The 23,704-nt window shown below is 52.4% G+C and carries 11 protein-coding genes; 9 read left to right on the top strand and 2 right to left on the bottom strand.

Annotation, left to right across the window (positions count from 1 at the left end; all coding sequences use genetic code 11):
• Positions 1-86: 86 nt before the first annotated feature.
• The gene (locus ACSF8X_RS21415) at positions 87-11,906 is read right to left on the bottom strand and encodes a retention module-containing protein (RefSeq protein ID WP_500851382.1); all 11,820 of its coding nucleotides are present in this window, start codon (positions 11,904-11,906) and stop codon (positions 87-89) included.
• 312 nt (positions 11,907-12,218) lie between these two features.
• Between ACSF8X_RS21415 and ACSF8X_RS21420 the strand changes: the two genes are divergently transcribed.
• The 9 genes from ACSF8X_RS21420 to ACSF8X_RS21460 all read left to right on the top strand — a co-directional run bounded on the left by ACSF8X_RS21420 (position 12,219) and on the right by ACSF8X_RS21460 (position 23,307).
• Positions 12,219-13,634: an HlyD family type I secretion periplasmic adaptor subunit gene (locus ACSF8X_RS21420; protein WP_500851383.1), complete on the top strand. Its 1,416-nt coding sequence runs from the start codon at positions 12,219-12,221 to the stop codon at positions 13,632-13,634.
• 3 nt (positions 13,635-13,637) lie between these two features.
• Positions 13,638-14,978 (top strand): TolC family outer membrane protein, encoded by a 1,341-nt coding sequence (locus ACSF8X_RS21425; RefSeq protein WP_500851384.1) that lies wholly within the window; start codon positions 13,638-13,640, stop codon positions 14,976-14,978.
• 11 nt (positions 14,979-14,989) lie between these two features.
• A complete protein-coding gene (locus ACSF8X_RS21430) occupies positions 14,990-15,616 on the top strand; it encodes an OmpA family protein (RefSeq protein ID WP_500851385.1) in 627 nt (208 codons plus the stop codon).
• A gap of 9 nt (positions 15,617-15,625) precedes the next feature.
• Positions 15,626-16,306, top strand: a complete 681-nt coding sequence (locus ACSF8X_RS21435) for a transglutaminase-like cysteine peptidase (RefSeq protein WP_500851386.1) — start codon at positions 15,626-15,628, stop codon at positions 16,304-16,306.
• A gap of 10 nt (positions 16,307-16,316) precedes the next feature.
• Entirely contained in the window at positions 16,317-18,371 is a 2,055-nt protein-coding gene (locus tag ACSF8X_RS21440; RefSeq protein ID WP_500851387.1) for a bifunctional diguanylate cyclase/phosphodiesterase, read from the top strand.
• A complete protein-coding gene (locus ACSF8X_RS21445; RefSeq protein ID WP_500851388.1) occupies positions 18,364-20,598 on the top strand; it encodes an ATP-binding cassette domain-containing protein in 2,235 nt (744 codons plus the stop codon). Before ACSF8X_RS21440 ends, ACSF8X_RS21445 begins: the two co-directional genes overlap by 8 nt.
• A gap of 290 nt (positions 20,599-20,888) precedes the next feature.
• The gene (locus ACSF8X_RS21450; RefSeq protein WP_047878961.1) at positions 20,889-21,941 is read left to right on the top strand and encodes a PTS fructose transporter subunit EIIC; all 1,053 of its coding nucleotides are present in this window, start codon (positions 20,889-20,891) and stop codon (positions 21,939-21,941) included.
• 63 nt (positions 21,942-22,004) lie between these two features.
• The gene (locus ACSF8X_RS21455) at positions 22,005-22,319 is read left to right on the top strand and encodes a PTS fructose-like transporter subunit IIB (protein ID WP_047878962.1); all 315 of its coding nucleotides are present in this window, start codon (positions 22,005-22,007) and stop codon (positions 22,317-22,319) included.
• Positions 22,320-22,479: 160 nt separating this feature from the next.
• Entirely contained in the window at positions 22,480-23,307 is an 828-nt protein-coding gene (locus ACSF8X_RS21460) for an AraC family transcriptional regulator (RefSeq protein ID WP_500851389.1), read from the top strand.
• A 100-nt stretch (positions 23,308-23,407) separates the two neighbouring features.
• Here ACSF8X_RS21460 and ACSF8X_RS21465 read toward each other — a convergent pair whose 3' ends face one another.
• The gene (locus ACSF8X_RS21465; RefSeq protein WP_047878964.1) at positions 23,408-23,656 is read right to left on the bottom strand and encodes a DUF3297 family protein; all 249 of its coding nucleotides are present in this window, start codon (positions 23,654-23,656) and stop codon (positions 23,408-23,410) included.
• Positions 23,657-23,704: the final 48 nt, after the last annotated feature.

Here is a 23,704-nt window from a genome sequence, read left to right on the forward strand (position 1 = left end):
AACTCCGAAGTGTAAGACTCACTTATGCAGTCTCCAATAATTCATTAAAAAATCGATGAATACCTTACCCAGCCATATAACCTTATCTAATCCACGATAAAGGTATTGTTATTAAACAACTGGCTGACGATCTCTGCCGAAGTTGACCCCGTATCCAGTCCTAGCCCAGCTACATCAATATTTTCCAAGATAATTTGCTGGGAACTGGCTGCAACTGTTGCCACATCCAACTGTAATGACTGCGAATCAACCACAGTAGCTGCAATGTTATTGATTAAACGATCAAGGTCACTACCGCCATCATCGGGGAGTATTTCTGCGATATTCAGCTGATCCAGGCCAATTTCCATATCCTTGACAGTATCAACACTTGTTGCACCGGCAGTACCGACATCGCCCACCTGCCAAACAAAAATATCAGCAGCACCATCTCCCGTACCATTAAGCTCCCCACCCCATAATTGATCGTTGCCCGCACCACCAAATAACTGGTCACTGCCGGTGCCACCAACCAAGATATCATCAGCCAGCCCACCAAAAAGTCGCTCATTGGCACTACCGCCAACGACCAGATTCTCGCTATCTGAGTCCCCCGCACCAATGTCATTGCCAGTGGTGGTCAGATTATCCATCCGAATCCCGATAAGCAGCTCAGTCGACTCCGCCTCGCTGCCATCACTTTCTTGTGAGATCCCCACTACAGTCAATGTATTCTGCCCCTCAGGCAGATCAGCGACAAACACCCCATCCAGCTCGCTTGCCGCAACACGCCAACTACCATCACCGTTATCCACACCGACATTAGCCCCGCTAGTATCCACTAATCGACCATCACCCAAATTACGCACTTCGACAAACAACGCCTCGTCGGCATCGGCGGCGCTCACCGCTAGCCCCAACAAGGGCACCAATATTCCCAACGCTGCGCGCGTATCTGCCATTTGCGGCACTGTCAGCGCCAAGATCGGGGGCTCAGCTTTAGGGGTCACCGTAATATTGATCGTTGCACTTGCCTGCTGCGGCCCACCCGCGCCGACATTACCATTGTCGTTCGCCGTAACAGTAACACTATCCTCTCCTTTGAAATCCGCGACGCCCAAATACGTCACCCCAGCCGCCAACGCCGTATTGATATCCGCCAAGCTACCATCTAGAGTCACAGCTCCTGTACCGTTATCTGTTATCGTTACGCCTGCGGTATCCGCAACGGTCAATGTGCCGTTTCCAGCAGTCAAACTAACTGTCATAACGCCACTGGAACCTGCCTCATTGAAATCAACATCTGATACCGCAATTCCGCTAATCACCAGCGCCGTATCTTCCTCTGTCGTCTGATCCGGGACATCGGTAATAACAGGCGGATCATTAACTGGGAGTACGGTAATCGGCACATCGTCGCTATCTTGCAGCGGCCCTCCCGTTCCCGTATTGCCTTGGTCATTGCTGACCATCTGAAGGCTGTCATCACCATTGAAATTAGGATCAGGCTGGTAATTAACCCCTGATGAAAGCAGCGTATTAAGCGCCGATAACGCGCCTTCCAAAACCAAACTATTGCTTCCATCCCCGGTCACCGTTATCCCGGCCAGCGGCGAGCCGGGCGGTACCAACAAAATCCCGTTCGCTACGGAAAGAGTCACCGTCATTATGCCTACGCTAACCTCATCAATATCAACATCGCTCACCTGCAAACTGTTAATCAGCAGCACACCGTCTTCATCGACGGTAAGCGAAGCCGGTACCTGGTTGACCGGCGCATCATTCACCGCGTCGATATCCAAGGTAATCGTGACAAATGCCGCAATCGGATCAGGAGCAACATCTGTTTGATCCACCGCTCGAATTTCAATATCCAGCTGTCCGTTCCAATTGTTACTATTGGCATTACCGGGAACAAAGACCAGCTCCGCCAGATCCGAACTGGCCACCGTGACCAACCACACCCCGCCGCCTTGATCACTCACACTCCCTGCCACCCCTGCAGGCAAGGCAATCTGACTGGAATCAGGCACATTACTCAGCTGAATCTGCAAGGTCTCGGGGGGATTTTCTGTCACATTGGTCGCCGTGCCGGTATAACTATCGCTGTTGTCCAACGCCTGAATATTAAGGATTAGCGGAATATTTTCATCTTCAGTACCAGACGCTGTTGGGGTGACATCGGTATCAACCCGATCGGCAATGGGATTAACCACGACATTGAACGTTGCAGTATTTTCCTCAGGTAACTCGAGACTGTCCTCTTTCGAGAACACCACAATCCCGAGCTCAACCGAACCACTGAAATCCTTAGGGGGGATCAAGCCCAGCCCAGACAGATCAAACGTCGTGCTGCCCACGGGAACGGCGACGCTCCACTCCCCGCCACCGTTATTGGCAGCGCCATCGATAATAAAGCCCTCGGGAACATTGACGATTTTGATCGACACAATAGACTCTGAGCCATCAATATCAACCACCTGACCGCTGATCCCGGCAAAACTTATCGCCCCACTGTCCTCATCCCCAACAATAGGGTTTTCCAATCCGCTGAACTCCACCTCGTCGTTAACAGCAATCACCTCGAACACCACATTACCGCTAAAATTAGCCGTATCTGTCTGAACTGCCGCCCCGGGCGTCTGATCATATTCAGCGGTATCAACAATGGTCAGCGCCACCGAAAGACTCACTTCACCACTGAAATCTTGTGGTGGAACATAGCGAACATCAGCTAGCTGGGTAATATCGGTAATCGTCAGGCTAGTTACCTGCTCTCCAGCAGCATTGAGCAAAAAGCCCCCAGCACCGCCCACATCAATGACCACCTGCTGTAAGGTTTCCAGCCCTTCAAGTGTCGTGGTGCTGATATCAGCGACAGTGGCAGTAATATCCAACACTATCGTGCCATCCTCATAGGCGATCCCGGGATAGACAACCTCCGGCTCTCCGTCTTCTGCTGGCTGCCTGTCAGCATCGAGCCCCTGTGTCTCTACGACCGTAACCCCGATATCCGGTACCCGATTAGGGTCACCTGTCCGGTCCGGTACATCGACGACAGGATCCACCCGGACAGGAATGGTATCCGTCACCTCCTTGGTATCACCGCTCGCCACATCGGTATTGACATATTTCACATCCAGCAAGAAATCACCGGCAAAATCCTGCGGTAAGTTGAGGCTGATCCCGGTTAAATCCAAACTGCCATCCGCTTGCGGCGTTACCTTGATGACGTATTCATTGGTTACGAAATTGAAATCCATTCCAGCAATCGTCGCCCCCGATGGCAGGCTGGCCGCACTAATCACCAATGAAAATTCATCATCGGGAATATCGCCACCCGATGTATCCAGACTGACAATCTGATTCAGAAAGCCCCCCAGCGCGACAACTGTATCCTCCTGTCCGGTTACAATTACATTCTGGTCAACCACTATCTCCGCCGCCAGTTGATCGTTGAGCACATTGTTCTGAAAATCGATAGTCAGATTGCTAGTCACCTCAACAATGGCACTGACATCACCATCATCACTCAAATCCTGAACTTCTGCCGCCAGCTGAACCGTCACAGTATCGACAAATCCTTCCGGCGCCAGAATCTGAATGTCATCCAAACTCCCATTCGGTACGGTCCAGCTCCCGTCACCGTTATTGATCGCCCCGATCACCACAAAGGCCACATCAGGATCCGGGAAGGTGATCACTATCGACAGGATCACCTCGTCACTACTGGGATCGAGATCCTCAAACACAATCTGACCATCCGACCCCGGCCCCCCGGTCAAATTCAGGCTGCCGTCAGGCGAGACAATGTTCTCGACAAATTCCGTCCCTCCCGGCAGCAATACCCCAAGCTCCGCATCCGGCTCGACAACGGCGCGAATAATCACATTCAGCGTGCCGTTAACCACCTTGGTATCTGTGGCTGGCGAGTCCACGTCCGTTTCGCTGACTGTCACTTCAGTGGTAATCGCCGTCGGCCCCGTCAAATTAAGATCTGAATCAGGCGGTGCCAACAATTGCAATTGTGCCCCTGCTAGCAGTTCGGCCAGTTGAGCCTGAGTAATCGTCACACTGCCTGTTGCATCAATGACCAACGGGGTAATTGTCCCGCCATTATCGATCTGCAACTGGTAACCCGGCTGAATATTTCCCAGCACCAAATTGGTGATCACCTCCTTGCTGTCAGTCAACGAAGGTTCCCAGTTTAGGGGGATGAACGCATCTTCCAGCCCATTGCTCTGGCGGGTATAGTCCCCAGCATCCACAACAGGCTCGATATGGATCACCAAATCAAACTCGAACTCCCCCTGATCACCGTCGTTTTCGGTCACGATGATACTGGCATCCAGCACAATATCTTCTGTACTGTTCTCCGGTGGGCGGATCGTAATTGCCACCGGCTGGCCGGGCGTGCCGATATCTTCACCGGTTAGCTTCACCTCATAGCGCGGCAGCCCGGTGACCGGATCGAAACCGACAAAGACCAAGGTCTGCTCATTGCCCTCGGCATCAAAAATGCGGGTTCCGTCTGGAATATTGGATAAGACAAACGTCAGGGTTTCGGAATCATCGAGTGGCGCATTGATTTTCTCGCCTGACACCAAGCTAAAATCTAGCACTGCCGCATCATCTTCATCGATTGTCGTCTCGATCCCCGAGTTGGGGCCACCAACAATATCGGTCCAATTACTGCCACCAAGCTCAAAGTCCGGTTCATCCACCACCCCGGTCAAGGCGACTTCTATGAACTGGGCCGGTGTCACCAGCACATCCTCAACCGTTGTGACGGTGCCATCCTCAAGGGTGATATCAACTACATCCTTTACGACCCCTTCCACCTTGATGGCAAAATCAACATTGCTCTCCGGCACGGGGATCAACTGAACTTGATCCAGCTCTTCATACAGGATTTCATAGACCCCCGCCGAATCGGGCACCAAAGCGACCCCATTCTGAAGCAACTGCGCCCCGACCGGTAATTCAGAAATACGCACATACAAGGTTTCAACACCAAAATCATCATCAGTGTCATCCAACTCGGTCAGCTGGATCAAAGGAGCCAAGGCGATCGCTTCATCTTCCAGCGAAGACACCCGCTGCACTTTGAGCTGCGCGTCATCGGCCACCGGAAGCACGTTCACCAACAGGGTTTCCGCCGTCTGCGCCGTTTCAAATGCGGGGACAAAATGCCCCAGCTCGCGACTTTGGGCCGTTAATGTCAGGCGTATATCTCCGCTGAAATTATCAGCCGGATCCAAGGCGACCGAAGAGGCCGAAGCAACCGGCACTTCAAAAACCCCCGGTGAAACTTCCGTGATCCCATCCCCGATAATCTGTCCTTCGCCTTCGGTAATGGTTATGAAATAGGTCAACACCTCAGAACCGTCAGTATCTTGCAGAAAAGCCTGAAAAGAATCGGCAAGGCTGATATTCGGCCCATCTTCAAGCCCGTCGCCGTAATAAGTCACGGTATTGGCCGCAAACGCCGGGGCATCAGCAATACCCAGAACGCTGATGGACAGCGTGCCATTTTGCAAAGGATGGTCAACCCCGTCAGTGGTCACCACTTGGGCGGTAACAGTGAAGTCGAGCAAGTTGCCGGGCTCGGCAAAGGTGGAGTAATCGGCATCAGGCACGAAAGTCACGCCCTGAAGATCAAAATTGCCGTCGCCATCAGGATCAACAAAGGCAGCTGGGGGGATCTGCACCTGCCCCCCCGTCGGAACTAGCAAAGTACCATTAAGATAAAAATCACCATGCGGCTCAGACGGAAGCACAATGAACACCTCGCCAATCTGCTCGCCACGATCCTCGTCACCGATATCAATCGTCATATTAACGGGGATCCCCTGCGTCGGATCCCCTATTGTTTCATCCGGATTTCGTCCCTGATCTTCAACCCCCTGCGATTCCTGTACCACCAGCGTCGGCTCTTCGTCAGTAATGGTGATTGTCAGCGTGCTCTGGCTGATATCGTTATCGCCGTCCGTCACCTCATAACCTAGATCCACGATAATTGGTACTTCGCCGTGATCGACATCCGGCAAAGAGACGAAAAAAACCTGCCCTTCAGCACTAATATGAAGTTGACCCAGTAACTGGCCGCTTTGGTTGACGTCAAAAATAAAGAAGCCCTGTGCATCAGGTGTTCCGGTAATGGGCTGACGTACCCCGTCTATCACTACCGCCGTTACAGCAGCATCATCGGCTCCTTCCTGTGATACCGTCAATATATCCAATGTCGCTGTTGTACTGCCTTCCTCTATAGCCTGAAATGCTGCATCTACCGTCTGGGGAATATCGTCATCCACCGTTACGGTCAAGGTCGCCGGTGCGCTACTGTCGCCATCTTGATCCAGCGCCGTTACCACAAAAGCCAACGATAACTGGGTATCATTCTGGGGCTGAACATGATCCAATGCCCCCAGCAAGGTAAAGGTGAAGTTACCATCAGCGGCAAAAACCAAAATAAAAATCGTGCTGCCGTTAACCTGCCCCTCATAGCGGTTGTCTGCGGTATTGAACACCAAGGTGACCTGATCACCACCTGCTGTCAGAGTGCCCGCATTGGCATTGTTGAATGCGGTCACATCCACTTGATAGCCGATGATTTCATCCGAACCGCTATCAAAGATTATCTGCCCGCTGGCTGCCTGCTCATCGCCTGACGGATTCGAACCGGGATGAAACTCCCCGCCCGCGTCAATATCGCTTTCCTTGACCAGCAGCGCTGGGATCGCCTCGATAACCGGGTCTTGCCCATCGCTGATTGTGGTTGTGATCAAGGCGGGTGACTGGAGCGAATCACCATCGGTATCACGGAGCTGAAGCGGCAAATCAAAAACCAAGGTATCGTTAATTTGACGAACCAACCCGGTATTGTCGGTGCCATTATGATCCAGCGGCTTGAACTGGGTAACCGTCACCGAAACATCGATATCCTTGCTGCCAGTGACCTGCACCGCACTCACCACGGCAGTCAAAACCGTCTCGCCCCCGGCTGCCAACGTAAGGGTATTCCCGGCCCATGTTGCCGTTACCGCCAACCCGCCTGCGGTGACCTCGCTGCCAAATTCCGCCAACAAGGGGGCAAGCTGAGCAGGATCAATAGCCAATGAAGCAGGATCAAGACGATCCACACCCGCACTAACGCGGGTTACCGTTGATCCTGACACCGGATAAGGCTGATCACCTTGGCTCGGACTCAGATCCCCCTCGCTAAAAGCAATGGCACTGGTATTACCGCCCGCAGGATCCACACCATCCTCGACGGTTACAGTAATCGTGCCCGTCGCCGAATCACCGTCACGATCCTCTACCGCAACGCCCAACACCAAGGTATTCAAGTTCGTCACCACATCTTGGTCAAGAGGCTGGCTTTGTGTGACAGCGTAACTACCATCAAGGGCAATCGTCACTGTCAGTACCTCAATGGATGGATCATCGGCACGCACTAGCGTAATTCGGTTTCCCGCCACCGTGACATCGGTCGCGAAACCATTGCTTGTCAAGCCATCAAATACCGGTTGGCTAGGTTGGAATATCAGGGAGATGACATCGTCACTGCCGGGGATCACCGCGATATTGCCGCTTCCCGACGCAATACCCTCTGCCCCCTCGTTTAACGCCAACCCTGAATCAGCGCCAAATGCAGGATTATCACCATCGGCCACCGTGAGCGTCACCGTCCCGCTATTAATATCCCCATCATCATCGACAACCTCAACATTGAGTGGCAATTCGATGGTATCACCATTGAGGTGATCCAAATTGTTACTCAACGTCACCGTATACGTACCCGTCGGGGTCATGACCACGGTCAATACCGGTTGCCGGTTACCGTCGACAACAATAAAGGCATTAAGTGTACTGCCGCCGACAACCTCGAACTGAACAGGCACCCCATCACTCAACAGGGAATCGAATGCCGTTTGCTCGGTCAGGAAATTAATCGCCGCCACCGCATCGCTACCGACATCAACGCCTATCTGGCCTTGGGTCGGCGAATTCAAATCTGCCGTTTCATTGAGAGCCACACCGCTATCAGCCAGCAACGCCGGTAACTCGCCATCAACCACGGTGGCCGTCGCCGTCACAACAGTCGCCAAACTATCACCATCAACATCTTGGGCAGTCACCGGTAAGCGCACCACGATTTCATCGCCGTTAACTGCAACAAATCCGCTGTTATTGCCACTCTGATTGTGATCAAGCGGGGCCGATTGGGTCAGCGTCAAAGCCAATTCCACGTCTTGTCCATTGGCCGCCTGAGTAGCCAGCAAAGTGATCGTCAACACTACCGTGCCATCAGCCAACTCACCCTGCAATATGCCTGAAGCCGGATCATAGCTGAACACCAAAGCGACACCGCCCCCCGAAGTCAGCTCGGCTTCTAGTTCGGTCAAAATAGCAGTCACATCTGCCGGATCAATCTGTACCGATTCAGGCACTAAACGATCGGCTCCTGCCTGCAATAATTCCGTTTGAGTCGCTGATATAGGATAACCGCTCGGTTCAAGATCCGGCTCGACCACCGTCACCTCGACCGTATTGCCTCCCGGCGGATCATCGCCATCCGTCACTGTCACCACGATTTGCCCCGGAGCCTGATCGCCATCATTGTCAGTGACGACAACATCCAGCGGCACTTGTAGGCTTTCACTGTTACCGTGATCCAATGTCCCGCTCAGGGTAACCGAATACTGGCCATCAACCGCCAATGTCACCACCAAAACGGTATTGCCTAGCCCATCCACCAAGCTGATTTCAGAGCCGCTAGGCGTTCCGCCCACCACCAGACTCACCGGGCTGCCATTGCTGGTCAGATCCAAGGGCGGTTGAATAGCAGCAAATAACAAGCTGGCAATATCGTCACTGCCCTTATCAATGGCAATCGTCCCGGTAACAGCCTGACCTTCGTCTTGCGTTTCATTAACGCTGACCCCCGAGCCCGATTCCAGCGCCGGGAAGACCCCATCATTTATCGTGACTGCCACGCTAGCCGGTTGCACCAAGGCATCACCGTCGCTGTCCGTCGCCTGCAACGGCAAGCTCACCACAATTTGCTCGCCATTGGTGGTGATATAGGGCGAGCTTACTGTCGAATCAAGGTGATCAAGCGGCTGCAGTTGGGTGGTCACAACCGAAACCGCAACATCATTGCCATTCGCAGCCTGTACAGCTGTCACAACAATACGCAAAACGGCACTGCCATCAGGCAAGTTGGCCACAAGTACACCAGATGCTGCATCATAGCTCACGGCCAATGCTTGCCCAGCCGAACTAAGCGCCGCCTGCAAATCGGCAATAATTGCGGTCAGCTGAGCGGGGTCAAGCGTCACGGAATCCGGCAGCAGGCGATCGGCCCCGGCCACCAGTATCAACGTGGCTGTCACGCTTTGCGGATACTGGTTGGGTTCTAAATCCGGCTCTTCCATCTCTACGGCCGATGCTTCCCCGCCAGCAGGATCACTGCCGTCCTGCAAGGTCACCACAATCTGGCTATCGGCAGAATCGCCGTCGTCGTCGGTCACCCGCACCGCGATGGGCAACCGCACCAGATTGCTGTCCACTGGCTGATCAAACGCATCAAATTGGGCAACCTGATAGCTACCATCCAAATTGATAGTGACCACCAGCAAACTTGCTCCCTGACTATCAGTGACAACCAGCTGATTCTGCTCTATCCGATAATCAACAGGGCGGCCATTGCTACTCAACCCACCGATAATCGATGCCAGCTCGCTGGTATCCAAAAACACCACGCTCGAGACCGCATCACTGCCCACATCCACTGGATTGCTTCCGTTGGCCTCCGATACCAGCCCCGGCGGGGCATTATCCGGATCCGTGACCGCCGCCCCGCTATCCTGCCCCCATGCCGGGAACACCCCGTCATTGATCGTTACTGTCAGCTCGGCTGGCTGATCCAGAAAATCACCATCGGTGTCATTGGCTTGTATCGGCACCAAAATCACTATCTGCTCGCCGTCAACACTCACATAACGGTTATCGGCTCCGTCCGCGAGATGATCCAGCGGGCGCAATTGAACCAAATCCGCCGTCACCGAGATCCCCAACCCATCGGGGCTCTGCACCGCCGTCAGCGTCAGGGTAACGACAAGTTCGCCACTGGTCGTTGCTCCTGATAGCACCCCGTTCGTCGCATCGTAGCTAAAACTCAATGCATTGCCGCCAGTACTCAGAGATTGCGTCAGGGCAGCGAGCAAATCTGCCAACTGCAGCTCATCAATCATCACCGTTGTCGGATCCAGCCTGTCGATTCCCGGGGAGATATCGATAATGTCTTGCCCGGTCCCGGGATAACCATCAGGCTGCAAATCCGGTTCGGTAATAGTAATTGCACCCGTTTCGCCCCCCGGTGGACTATTGCCATCAACAATATTAAGCACAATGCTGCCTATTGCCGTGTCGCCATCGAAATCCGTGGCAACAACCGCCAACTCAAGCACCAGCTCCGCACGATTAAGCTCATCGATTGGCTGCATTAAATTGACGACATAGGAACCATCAGTATTGATAGTCACAGTAAGTACCGACTCACCACGACTATCCACCAGCAACAGCTGGTTGCCGTTAACAGTCAACGTGGTGGCAAAACCATTGCTGGTCAGCCCCTCGAGATCGGGCTGCTGCGGGTTAAATACCAAGGTATTGATTTCATCACTGCCAACATCCAAGGGGATAGCCCCTGCCAACTCGACCCCCAGCGAATCAGCCTCATCAATCAAAGTACCGGGATCCGAACCAAATAGCGGATCAACACCGTCAATAATTGCACTGGCTATAACAATCGGGCTATCCAAGGCATTGCCAGCCAAATCAGCCCCTTGTATCGGCAGGGAAACCGTAATGACATCATTAATATTTGATACCAAACCACCCGATGATGCGGAAAGATGATCAAGGGGTCTATCAAGCTGGGTGGTCACGGTCACATCGACATCCCGCCCAGTCGAGTCAGCGGTCAACAGAAAGGTCACCACCACATTGCCAGCGCTTGTACCGACAATAGCATTGCGTGCGGGATCAAATTCAAAATCAATAGCTTGACCACTGGAGGTCAGCTCAGCCTCCAATTCCGCCAAGAGTTCGGCCAATTGCTGAGGGGCAAAAGTAAACGCTGCGGGATCTAACGGCAGCGATGCGGCGGAAACTGTCACCGTCACAGAAGACGTAGAAGGATAGGTATTGGGCTGAAAATCGCCCTCAGTCAGGACCATGCTCCCTGTTTCTCCTCCCCCAGCAGCAAACAGCGGTGGCGGATCATCGGGCTCATCAAATTCTTCGCGCTCATAGCGCGTATCAAAACCTGCCTCAGTCAGAGTACTGTCGCCGTCGTACTCGACCACCACAAACCCACCGTTGGCGGTTTCGCCAGCACCAATACCGGCAGCGGGTGGCTCGAACAAGGCTGTTGGGTCTTCCCCTGCCAGAATCTGTGCTTGCAGGCTCTCAAGCTCTTCCGCCGTCAGGGCATTGGCAAACTGTTCGGCACCATCGGGAAAGGCCTCGGCCGCCAGAGGATACACCACCACGTCATCGCCTTGAGCTCGGCCTGATACCTCCGCCGCTTCCGCAAGCAAAGCCCTGCGCTCGGCATCACTCGGGGCAACACGCACACAGGTAGGGCATGGCCAATCGACCAGCTCCAACTTGCCGTTTTTCATAACGACATAGAGGGTTCCGGGATCAGCAAAAACAACGGCACCTGCAACAGGCACCTCAAGTTGATAACCTGCGGGAACAGCCACCACTTCACGATCGGGCAATGTGACAACTGCCGTCCCCTGTTCAACCACCACCACTGACGAATCCGATCCGGTTTGCGCCGAATCAGCAGACGAGGAAGCAGACCACGGTTCAGCCGCTGCCGTCGGCTGGATAGAGGGAGATTCAGCCATATAGAACAACTCTTCTAGCAACCTAAGCCAAAGCCTGCCCTTAGTTTTACCGCCAAACCTATTCCTACCGCTGGCGCGAGCAGTGCCGATATCCCTCCAGTCTAGTCTCAACAACAAGCCTGCCATCACAAACCATAAACTGTTCTCAGGTTTGGGAATTCCCAATCTCGTTACGCCAAGGACCGTTTTGCTCCTCTACGCTTTCCCTTGCCCCCATCCGTTTAGCAGCATTATTAGCTAGCGGCAAACGCTCAATCACAGGCAAATAGCGATCCCCAATTACGTTTAAAGAGGTGCAGCGGACACAGCAGTATGAAGACAAACAGACAGCCCGACCATGACCCAGCAATTGCACCTGAGCATCGGGCATTCGTCCCGAGCGAGCATTATGCTGTGCTTCTCCAGCCAGAAAAGCGATCGCAGCTTATGGTGTGGGTCATTGCGGCCTTTTTGATCTCGGCAATCCTATGGGCGGCCAATGCCAGCCTCGAACAGGTGACACGCGGTGAGGGTAAGGTGATCCCCTCCTCGCAGCGGCAGATCGTACAAAACCTCGAAGGGGGAATAGTCAAAGCGATTCTGGTTAGCGAAGGCGAAACCGTAACGGCCGGACAACCACTGCTCCAACTTGACGATACCCGTTTTCGCTCCGATTACGCCGGTCAGAGTCAGGATCTCATCAGTCTCGAAGCCGATAGCATCCGGCTCAACGCCCTGCTTACGAGTATCCGAACCCGCCCAATCGACAAATCACCGGGATCATTGTGGCGAAAATCGGTCATCGTCACGCCTAACGAGCTGGCATTTCCCAAAAACTTGCAAGAAGGCCATGACAAATTGCTCCAGCGCCAACGAAATGAATACCGCGACAAACTGGCTACCTTGGGCAACCAGCTCGATGTGATGGCCCAGCAGATCCAGCAGCGATCCCGCGAACTGGATGAAGCACGAGCCCGCCTTGCAAACCAAAAACAGAGCTACTACCTTGCCAGCGAAGAGTACAAAATCACCAAGCCCCTTGCCGACGAAGGAGTAGTGCCTCGGGTCGAGCTGCTTAAAATCAAGCGGCAGGTCAACGATACCCGCCGGGAAATGACGTCCACCGAGCTACAGATCCCAGCCATGAGGGCGGCCCTGAACGAAGCCATCTACAAACGGCTGGATATCGCTCTCAATGCTCGCTCAGACATTCAGGCCGAGCTCAACCAAACGGCCGACAAGCTAGATAGCCTACGCCAAACCCATGTCGGGCTTGAAGACAAGGTATCACGTACCTTGGTGACCTCTCCGGTCAACGGCAAGATACAGGCCATCCATATCAACACCTTGGGAGGCGTTATCCAGCCAGGAATGGATCTGGTCGAGATCATACCTACCGAAGACAGCCTGCTGGTGGAAGCCAAAATCGCCCCGAAAGACATCGGCTTTCTCCATCCCGGCTTGAAAGCCACAGTCAAATTCAGCGCCTATGACTTCACCGTCTACGGCGGATTATCGGGCACGCTCGAGCATATCAGCGCCGATACCCAGATCGACGAGGAAGGCAACAGTTTCTACCAAATCCGGATCCGCACCGACCAGCACGCATTTCAAGACCGTCACGGCAAGCCATTGCCAATTATCCCCGGCATGCATGCTGTAGCCGACATCATTACCGGCCATAAAACCGTCTTACAATATTTACTCAACCCCGTGCTCAAAGCCCAGCACACGGCACTCAGGGAGTAACCTATGCATATTTCATCCCCTGTTTTGACCTCCACTCGGCACAGAAGCGCTATTTACTTGCCGCTACTGGCTATTAGCTTGCTGCTCTCACCTCATCTGGCAGCCCAATCACTAGAGCAAGCGGTTGCCGAAACACTGGCCAGTAATCCGGAAATCAAGCGGGCCTACAATACCTTCATGGGCCAGAACCAAGCCAGCCGAGCTGCCCTTGGCGACTATCTACCTTCTGTCGATATCGAAGCCAGTGCCGGTTATGAGAACTATGACAACACCACCAACAGTACCGGTGACTACAACCCGCTTAATACCACCATCAGCCTACGTCAGCTAATCTGGGACGGCTCGATTACCTATCACAATATCCAGCGCACAAAAGCCGAGGCCGAAGCCCAACGCTACCAACTGCTTGCCGATGCCCAAGACAAGGCGTTGCGTGTCGCCGAATCCTACCTGTCAGCGTTGGAGGCACAGGAAGTTCTGGTGTTGTCCCAGAAAAATTACGACATCCACCAACGCATATTTACCGATATCAAAAAACGAACCGATGCAGGGATTGGCTCCATTGCCGATCTGTCGCAAATAGAAGGCCGCCTCGCCCGCTCACGCTCAAACCTTATTGCGGCCCAGAACAATCTACAGGACAAAAATACTGAATTCTTACGCATCGTAGGCAGTCCTCCCGTTAATCTGGAAAAACCCGAGGTGGACCAAAACTATCTGGCGAATACATTAGATACCGCACTCAACGAGGCCAAAGCCAACAACCCTGTACTGAATGTCGCCAAATACGATATTGATGCCGCAACCTCGCAGTACAAGCAAGCCAAGGGAGATTTCCTGCCAACCTTTTCCGTGGAGGCCTCGCAAGAGTGGGGAGACGAGCTTGACGGTACGCCCGGCCATACCGACGAATTCAAGGCCATGTTGAAAGTAGAATACAACCTCTACAACGGCGGAACGGATCTGGCCGAAAGCCGTCAGGCGGCCTACCAACTCAGTGAGTCCAAAGATGTTCGAGACCGAGCCTACCGTTTACTCGAAGAGAGCACTCGCCTTGCTTGGAGCGGCATGGAATTGGCTATCGACCAAACCCAATACCTCCAAGAACATGTCGATGCTTCCGCAAGAACCGTTATCGCCTACCAGAAGCAGTTCCAAATCGGGCAACGCACCCTGCTTGATGTCCTCAACACTGAAAATGAGCTGTTCGAAGCCCGCAAGGCTTACCTGCAATCGCATTATGCCGGCATTTTGGCTAAGTACCGGGTGCTCAATGCCACGGGAAAATTGCTCGACGAAATGCGCGTTGATGTACCAGACAAATGGACAACATCGGTGCGCTAGGAGGTGAAAGCATGCTATTAACTCGTCAACATCCCGCCAGCACACGGCTTATCAACGCCATACTGCTAATTGTCGCTCTATTGGGCAGCGGATGTAGTACCGAGGCTGAACCGCCCCCCATTGCCAGTCAATCGCGCGATCTTCTCGATAACGACAATGACGGCGTCATCAACGCCCGTGATAAATGCGCGGCAACACCCCATCAGGCCATTGTCGACAATGATGGCTGCCCGACCTTTGTCAAACACAACGAAGCCAATGACCTACATATTCTGTTTGCCAATGACTCCACCGTGATCCCTGATAAATTCCTATCTGAAATCAGCCGAATGGCGGCATTTTTAAGCCAGTACCCCGAAGCTAGAATCGAACTCAAAGGCTATGCAAGCCCTGTCGGTGGTCATGACTACAATCTTGATTTGTCCAAACGCAGGGCGGAAGTTGTCCGCCGCCATTTAATCAACCTTGGTGTCGCTCCAAAGCGCATCATCACAGTCGGTTTCGGAGACAACGAACCGGTCGCGGCAGCGACACCTGAACAAACCAATACCCTCAGCCGACGGGTAACCGCAAGGGTTCGGGGTTCACAGGGCCAAGTACTCGAAGAGTGGACGGTCTTTTCACTCAAGGCAGATTAGGTCGAGTCAATGAAAGGGGGAGTCATGATAATACTAGTCGCACTCATTACCCTGCCATCACGCCTCCTGCAGGCTGACAACAACCTTAGCGACATAGATAAGCTCCCTCCAAAATTCGAGCAGGTCTATGGCAAACAGGCTAAAAAACGGGCCAGTCGCTGGCAGCAGCTTCTTCATGCCATCCGCCGCCAAGAACCACTCCAACAATTAGAAGCGGTTAACCACTTTTTTAACCAAATGGCCTTTGTGGATGATCTGGTGGTTTGGGGAAAGCGAGACTACTGGGCAACCCCATTTGAGTTTCTAGGTGCCGGAGCCGGGGACTGCGAAGACTACAGCATTGCCAAATATGTCTCGCTGCGGGACTTGGGGATCGCCGACGACAAATTACGCCTCATCTATGTCAAAGCCCTGCAGCTCAACCAGTTCCACATGGTGCTGGCCTACTATCCTACACCTGCATCAGTGCCTTTATTGCTGGATAACCTGAACCCGGAAATCAAGCCAGCGACCGAACGGCCTGACCTTCAACCTATTTACAGTTTCAACGGTAGCAAACTATGGCTAATGAAATTGCGGGGACAAGGGGAACACGTTGGCGATGCCAGCCGGCTCAAGCACTGGAATAACCTACGGCAGCGATTCGACAATCAACAGTTCGCTCAACCGCGCCTTCAGCGAAATCACTAGGAGCGCGCCTATGCCCCTTTACTATCGACTCTTCATCTGGATGCTGCTGCTTTTCCTGCTGCTATTGGCCGGTATCTTTTACAGCCAGCTCACCACAACCCGTAGTTTCCTGATCACTCAGCAGACCGCTGAGATCGACAACGCCACTCATGCCGTTGGTCTGGCTGTCACCCCTTATCTGGCCGACAACGATCGCGTAGGCACCGAATCGGTCATCAATGCCATTTTCGATGGTAGCCTTTACCAAAAAGTCTCCCTCGAGATCTTCAGCGACCAACAGCAGATCACCCGCGAATACCCTATCGCACCAAGCAATGTACCAAGATGGTTTCAGCAAGCAGTACCGATCCCGACCACTACACGGCAGAATACCCTGACCAGCGGTTGGTTACAGCTCGGCAAAATTACCGTGACCAGCCATCCAACCCTTGCCTATAGCAAATTGTGGCAAAGCAGCCTAGAGCTCCTCACCACCTTCGGGATCTGCTTTGTTATCGGAGTCCTGTTGCTCAAATTGATGCTCGATCGACTGGTTAAACGCCCGCTGGCAATCTTGCAGCAAAAAACCCGAGCTATTGCCGACAACCACTTCGGTTCACCACTTCCTGCGCCGGCAACCTCGGAGTTCAAGGCTCTGACCGATGCCTTCAATCAAATGAGCACGAAACTCCAACGTCAGTTCCACCAGCAGTCCCAAGAAGCTGATTTGCTGCGCAAGCGGGCTTACCAAGACCCTGACTCCGGCCTCGGCAACCGGCGACGGCTCTTGCTTGAACTGGCCGAATGGTTGGACAGCGAAACACCTGGGCATATCCTGATTTTTCGAGTAGAGGCAATCCGCCTGCTTCGCCACCAACACAAATACCCCACGGCACAAACATTGGTAAAAACCATTGGCGATCACCTCCGCGCTTCCACATCCGCGCTATTCCCCCACTCTGAATACCATCTCGGCCGCCTCAGCCACACCGAATTCATGCTGATCAATACAGGGGGGACAGTGGCCCCGCCCATTTCTCAAGCCATCCGTTGTGCCCAGCAGATTAGCCATGCACAACAGGTTTGTTGCCCGGATAGCCCCGATCCTATTTTTACCGGCGTGATCACCAAACAGGCTTCTGCACCGCCAATCGCGACATCCGTTCCTGAACTGCTCGCGCTGTGTGACAATGCGCTCTCGCAAGCCCAGCAAAACAGTAACTTTGTCGCCGTTATCAGTGACACACAAGGCCTTGTTGAATCCGGTGGCATATCACAAAACCCAGATATCTCCAATCAAGATCGGTTAAGCCCCCAGCAAGCCTCCGAGTTGGGATACGGATGGGGGAAGCAGAAGTGGCTAGAAATCTGCCAGATGGCTATCGCCAATGACCAGTTTCGCTTCACTTACCAAAACGTCGATGACCAGCATGGCCATAACCTGCACCGCGAATTGTTTGCCAATCTCACCCATCACAACCACAACTACCCAGCGCGCCTGTTCATGCCTGCCCTGGCCGCACTTGAGCGAACCAGCGAACTCGATTGTTATCTTTTGCAAAAAGCCAGCCGTTACCTTGCCCTCCCCCACGAGGAATCACGCTTTGTCGCCGTCAATCTCGCCTTACCGACTATCACTGATACCGGTTTTATCCAATGGCTAGACAACTTCCTTGATAACAACCCGATCTTCAGCCAGCAGCTTATTATCGAACTACCAGAACAAGCATTTATTCTCGAAACTGCCCAAACCAAACTGCTGTGTGATGTATTGAATAAACATCATTTTACCTATGGTATCGACAACTATGGCCGCCACTTTGATTCCATCGGCTACCTGCGCCATTTTCAGCCCCGCTACGTCAAGATTGACTTTATCTATACCCGACAACTCGACGATGACATTCAGCAAGATGCCCTGCGCGCGCTAATCCAAACCGCGCACCACCTTGATATCACCACCATTGCCACCCGAGTTGAAACCAAACAACAGGCATCAACCCTTGCCGCATTGGGAGTCTCCGGATTTCAGGGCTTTGCCATTCATCAACAGGAAAATACGCGCGGGGAGACGGACAATGCATGATCCATTACTGGCAGCACTGCGCTATCTCTGCCAATATCATGGTCAACCCCATTCGACAGAGCTGCTGCTTGACGGCTTGCCTATCGAACACGGTCAGCTTCCACCATTTCTGCTGCCACGGGCAGCACAAAACGTCGGCCTCGAGGCGCACGAAGCACAGTTATCACTCCCCGAACTGTCCCCGCTGCTGCTCCCCGCCATTGCCTTGCTGCGCAATAACACCGCCTGCGTAGTAACCGAAATTGACCATAAAAAAAAGCAGGCACAAATTAGCGGGCACACCACTCTTGAGGAAACAAGCCGCCCAGCTGATGACAACCATCAAGAAGGCGGTAACACAAAATCCACCGGGCACTGGATCAGTTTTGCCGAACTTGAAAGAGCCTTTATTAACCGGGTTTTTCTATTCAAACGGCCTTTCCAAGGTGACGAGCGCAGCCAGCAACACAGCACCGCGCCCCAAACAAGCCACTCTCCAAGCTCCCGCTGGTTTTGGCAAACCCTGTGGCAATCCAAGGCAATCTATCGGGATGTACTGGTCGCATCGTTCCTAATCAACTTATTTGCTGTCGCCACCCCGCTGTTCACCCGCTTGGTTTACGATAAGGTCGTTCCCAATCAGGCATTCGATACCCTGTGGGTACTCGCCAGTGGTATAGCCATTATTTTCGGCTTTGATCTGCTGCTCAAAGGGCTTCGCAGCTACTTCCTCGATATCAGCGGGAAAAAAGCCGATCTCCTGATGTCAGCAGCGATTTACCGCAAAGTAATGGGTATCGAAATGGCCGCTCGTCCTCCTTCCGTCGGTGCATTTGCCCGCCATCTACAAGAATTTGAGTCAATTCGGGAGTTCTTCACATCGGCTTCCCTCTCTGCGTTGATTGATCTGCCTTTTGCCCTGCTCTTTCTGGCTGTCATCGCCTATATTGCCGGACCACTGGCGATCATTCCGACCGTCGCCATCGCCCTGCTTGCCCTTTACAGCCTTGCTATTCAACGTCCGCTCCGGCAAGCCATCGAGCAGGGCACCCAGCTTTCGACCCAAAAAAACGCCAACCTTGTCGAAAGTCTGGCAGGACTGGAAACCCTCAAGCTGCTCAACAGCCAACCCCAATACCAACACCGCTGGGAGCAAGCCGTCGCCACCATGGCTGGTTGGTCTGTCCGCTCCCGCCGCCTGGCGGATTCCGTGCATAACCTCGCCGGCTTCACCCAACAAGCTGTCTCTGTGGGAATAATAATCACCGGGGTATATCTTATTGCCGCCGGACAGCTCTCCGTCGGGGGGCTGATTGCCGTATCCATGCTGGCCAGCCGGGCAATCGCTCCGATGATCCAGCTGTCACAACTTTCTACACGTTATTTTCAGGCCAAAACGGCCGTCGAAACCCTAAGTGCTATCATGGCATCACCAGAAGAAGCGTCAGCCGTTACTTCGGCACAATCCTCAGTATCCCAAGCTGGTGAAAAACAGCCCCCTACCTCACGCCATACCCAGCAATTCCATAGTCAAACGACTGTCGCGAAACAAATCGGGCGAATCCAATTTGACGACGTCTCCTTTACCTATCCCGGTGCTGATTCGCCAGCCTTGCAACATGTCAGCCTAACTATTCGTCCCGGCGAAAAAATCGGAATTATCGGCAAAATCGGGGCGGGGAAAACCACGTTGCTAAGGCTGCTGACCCGTCTTTATGTCCCTGAAGCCGGTAATATCCTGATTGACCAACATCACCTAGCCCAGTTTCATCCCGGCGAATTACGGCGACACATCGGCTGCATGACCCAAGAGCCCACCCTGTTCTTCGGCACGATTCGCGACAATATTCTGCTTGGCCGCCAGCATGTTTCAGAATCGGATCTCACCCGAGCCTGCCAACTCTCCGGTGTGGCCCTTTTTACCCAATCCTCCCCTTCCGGTCTCAACCGGCAAGTGGGTGAAAATGGCCAATACCTGTCCGGCGGGCAAAAACAAGCCATCGCCTTTGCCAGAGCCATTGTCTCCCAACCGCCTTTGTTGATCCTCGACGAACCGACTAGCAGTATGGACAACCGTGCCGAGCAGCAAATCAAACACACCATTGCTGACATGGAACGTGATACCACTTTATTGTTGCTCACCCATAAAACCACCATGCTGGATGTTGTCGATCGCCTTATCGTTCTTGAGCAAGGCAAAATTATTGCTGATGGCCCAAAGGACATTATTCTCAGCAAGTTAAAATAACGATCAACCGCAAATAAATAACAAGTTTAAATTCACAACCGAATCATGAAATAAAAAATAGACACACGTGAAAGTAATTAAAAATATGACTTAAAGCACAAAAAATATATTTACCCACTCCCACTGTGATGGGCTTCTCACTCATTTCAAGATGCAACATTTCTCCAGTAAAGGATATGAATATCCAATATTCAACCTATCACTGAGCGCGCATAATCGTCAGCAACAACCAAGGACAGATTCCCGTCCGGAATAACATCTATTAATTAACTATTCAAAAGGTCTTGAGTATGAAAGTGGAATTTTCAGAACTTAAAAGGCACCTGCTAACAGGTACCAGCCACATGTTGCCATTCGTTGTTGCGGGCGGTGTATTGCTTGCACTGTCAGTGATGCTCAACGGCAAAGGTGCCGTACCGGAAGGTGTTTTCCTTGAAGGCCTTTGGGATATGGGGATCGCAGGTTTCACCCTGTTTGTACCTGTACTGGGCGGCTATATCGCTTACTCTATCGCTGACCGTCCTGCCCTTGCGCCGGGCATGATCGGCGCTTATCTAGCCAACCAGGTTCAGGCCGGTTTTCTTGGGGCCATCGTGGTCGGCTTCATCGCCGGTTATGTGGTACTGCAACTCAAGCGGATCCCGCTATCTAACAAACTGAAAGCCCTGTCTACCTACTTTATCATTCCTATTGGCGGTACTTTCATTGTCTCTGCGCTGGTTGTATTTGTGATCGGTCAGCCTATCGCCGCCTTCATGGCGATGATGAACGAAGGCCTGCAGTCAATGGCTGGCGCCTCTAAAGCCGTGCTGGGTATGGTACTTGGCGGCATGACCGCTTTCGATATGGGCGGCCCAATCAACAAGGTAGCCACCCTGTTTGCCCAGACTCAAGTCGGTACTCAGCCTTGGCTAATGGGCGGTGTCGGTGTGGCTATCTGTGTACCGCCGCTAGGCATGGCACTGGCAACCTTCCTTGCTCCGAAAAAATACACCCCTGAAGAAAAAGAAGCAGGCAAAGCGGCCTCTATCATGGGCTGCATCGGTATCACCGAAGGTGCTATCCCATTTGCTGCCAACGACCCAGCCCGTGTTATCCCTGCCATCGTCGCTGGTGGTATCGTCGGTAACGTTGTCGCCTTCATGGCCGGGGTACTCAACCATGCACCGTGGGGTGGCCTGATTGTACTGCCCGTTGTCGAAGGTCGCCTAATGTACGTCGCCGCGGTCATTGCAGGCTCTGTCACCACAGCCCTAGTTGTGAACTTCTTGAAAAAACCAATCGAGAACCGTGATGCTGACAAACAAGCCGAAACAGAAGAACTCGAGCTGTCATTCGATTAATACCGACTCAACCCTATACAGAATTCATACAGAATAAATACCGAACAAAGAAGAGAGAATATTATGAAACTTATTGGCGTAACTTCTTGCCCATCAGGCGTTGCCCACACTTACATGGCAGCCGAAGCACTTGAAACCGCAGCCAAAGCAAAAGGCTGGGAAGTTAAAATTGAAACCCAAGGCGCAATCGGTATTGAAAACGAACTGAATGCCAACGATGTTGAAACAGCCGATGTGGTTATTCTGACCAAAGATATCGCAATCAAAAACGAAGAACGTTTTGCCGGTAAAAAGATTGTTCGCGTCACCGTTGCCCAAGCGGCAAAACAGGCTCCTGAAATTATCACCAAATTAGAAAGTATGCTTGCTCAGGCATAATTGAGTTTGGCGAAGTTACTCCCGGACAGTAGCTTCGCCTTTTTTATTTCGCCAACTTACTTCAAAAATACAAAATTAATTTCAGGACGCTCAGTAAATAGCTTGACCACATTATTACTTAGACGTATACCCAAGTCACATATATAAAGCCGATCAGACTATGTACCATATCATCACCGAGTCCCTAAACACATTCAACGGCCAACTTATCCACCTTTGCACGAGTGAAAATACTCCTCCCGAAGGCGCTTACCAAGTTAACTTCAACCGCCTTGAAATACTGCTCGACGGTGATTACGATCTCATTGTTGACGGCAAGTATGACCACCAACCCATCACACTTAAGCCCAACGAGATGATCTACATCCCGGCTAACTCCTGGAGCAAACCGACATGGAACAAATCCTGCCGGATGATCTCGATTCTTTTCGGCCGAAGCCAAGTGGGATTTAGCTATATTGAATATGTCAAAGGGGAAGGATTTGTCGAGGTCGTCAAGCACTCCATGCCGCTGCCTTCGTCCATGAGCTGTGAACTGGTAATCAATGCTCTTAGTTGTATCGGTGATGACAAAAAAGCCGAAGTAATGGCCAACAGTCTGGCACAGGCACTGATCTTATACTGCCGAGCATTATTAACTGCCCCGCAGCAAGAAAAAACGAGCCGAAGCGAAAGACTCTACCGCAACATCTGCATCTATGTTCAAGAAAACTTCCACAAAGACATTACCCGCATCACCGTAGCGGATCGCTTTGGTATTTCATCAGCCCATGTCTCGCGCCTATTCAATCAAGAAGGTAGCGTGAAATATGCAGACTACGTCACTTACGTACGCCTTGACCGCGCCAAGTTCATGCTAAAGACATACAGCTTCAAAATAGACGAAATAGCCCGTCGCTGCGGATTCAAAGACACCAACTACTTTTGCCGGGTATTCAAACAAAAAACCGGTAAGACACCCAGCGAATACCGTTTGAACGCCGCTTAATGACTTGCAACCATTCACAAGCGAGATCTGCTGACAATAAAAAAGGGCCCACACTACGTCGGCCCTTTTTTGCAATCAGAGTAAGCTATGCAACTACAACTTAGCAGTAGTAAGCTTCAACTGTGCCTTTCAGCGTGATAAGAAGCGGCTGACCACGGCGGTCTAGTGCTTTTGGTGAAGGGATCTTGATCCAACCTTCGCTAATGCAGTATTCCTCTACATCGAAACGCTCTTTACCGTTGAAACGGATACCGATGTTGTGCTCGAAGCACTCTGCCACGTGGTGCGGGCTGCGAGGGTTACATGATAGGTGATCAGGTAGAGCTGGTTGCGCTTTAGAATCAGTCATTTTCTTTCACTTCTGGAAAATAAAAAGTGCGCTATTGTAGACAATATA

The organism is Photobacterium panuliri (assembly GCF_059920555.1).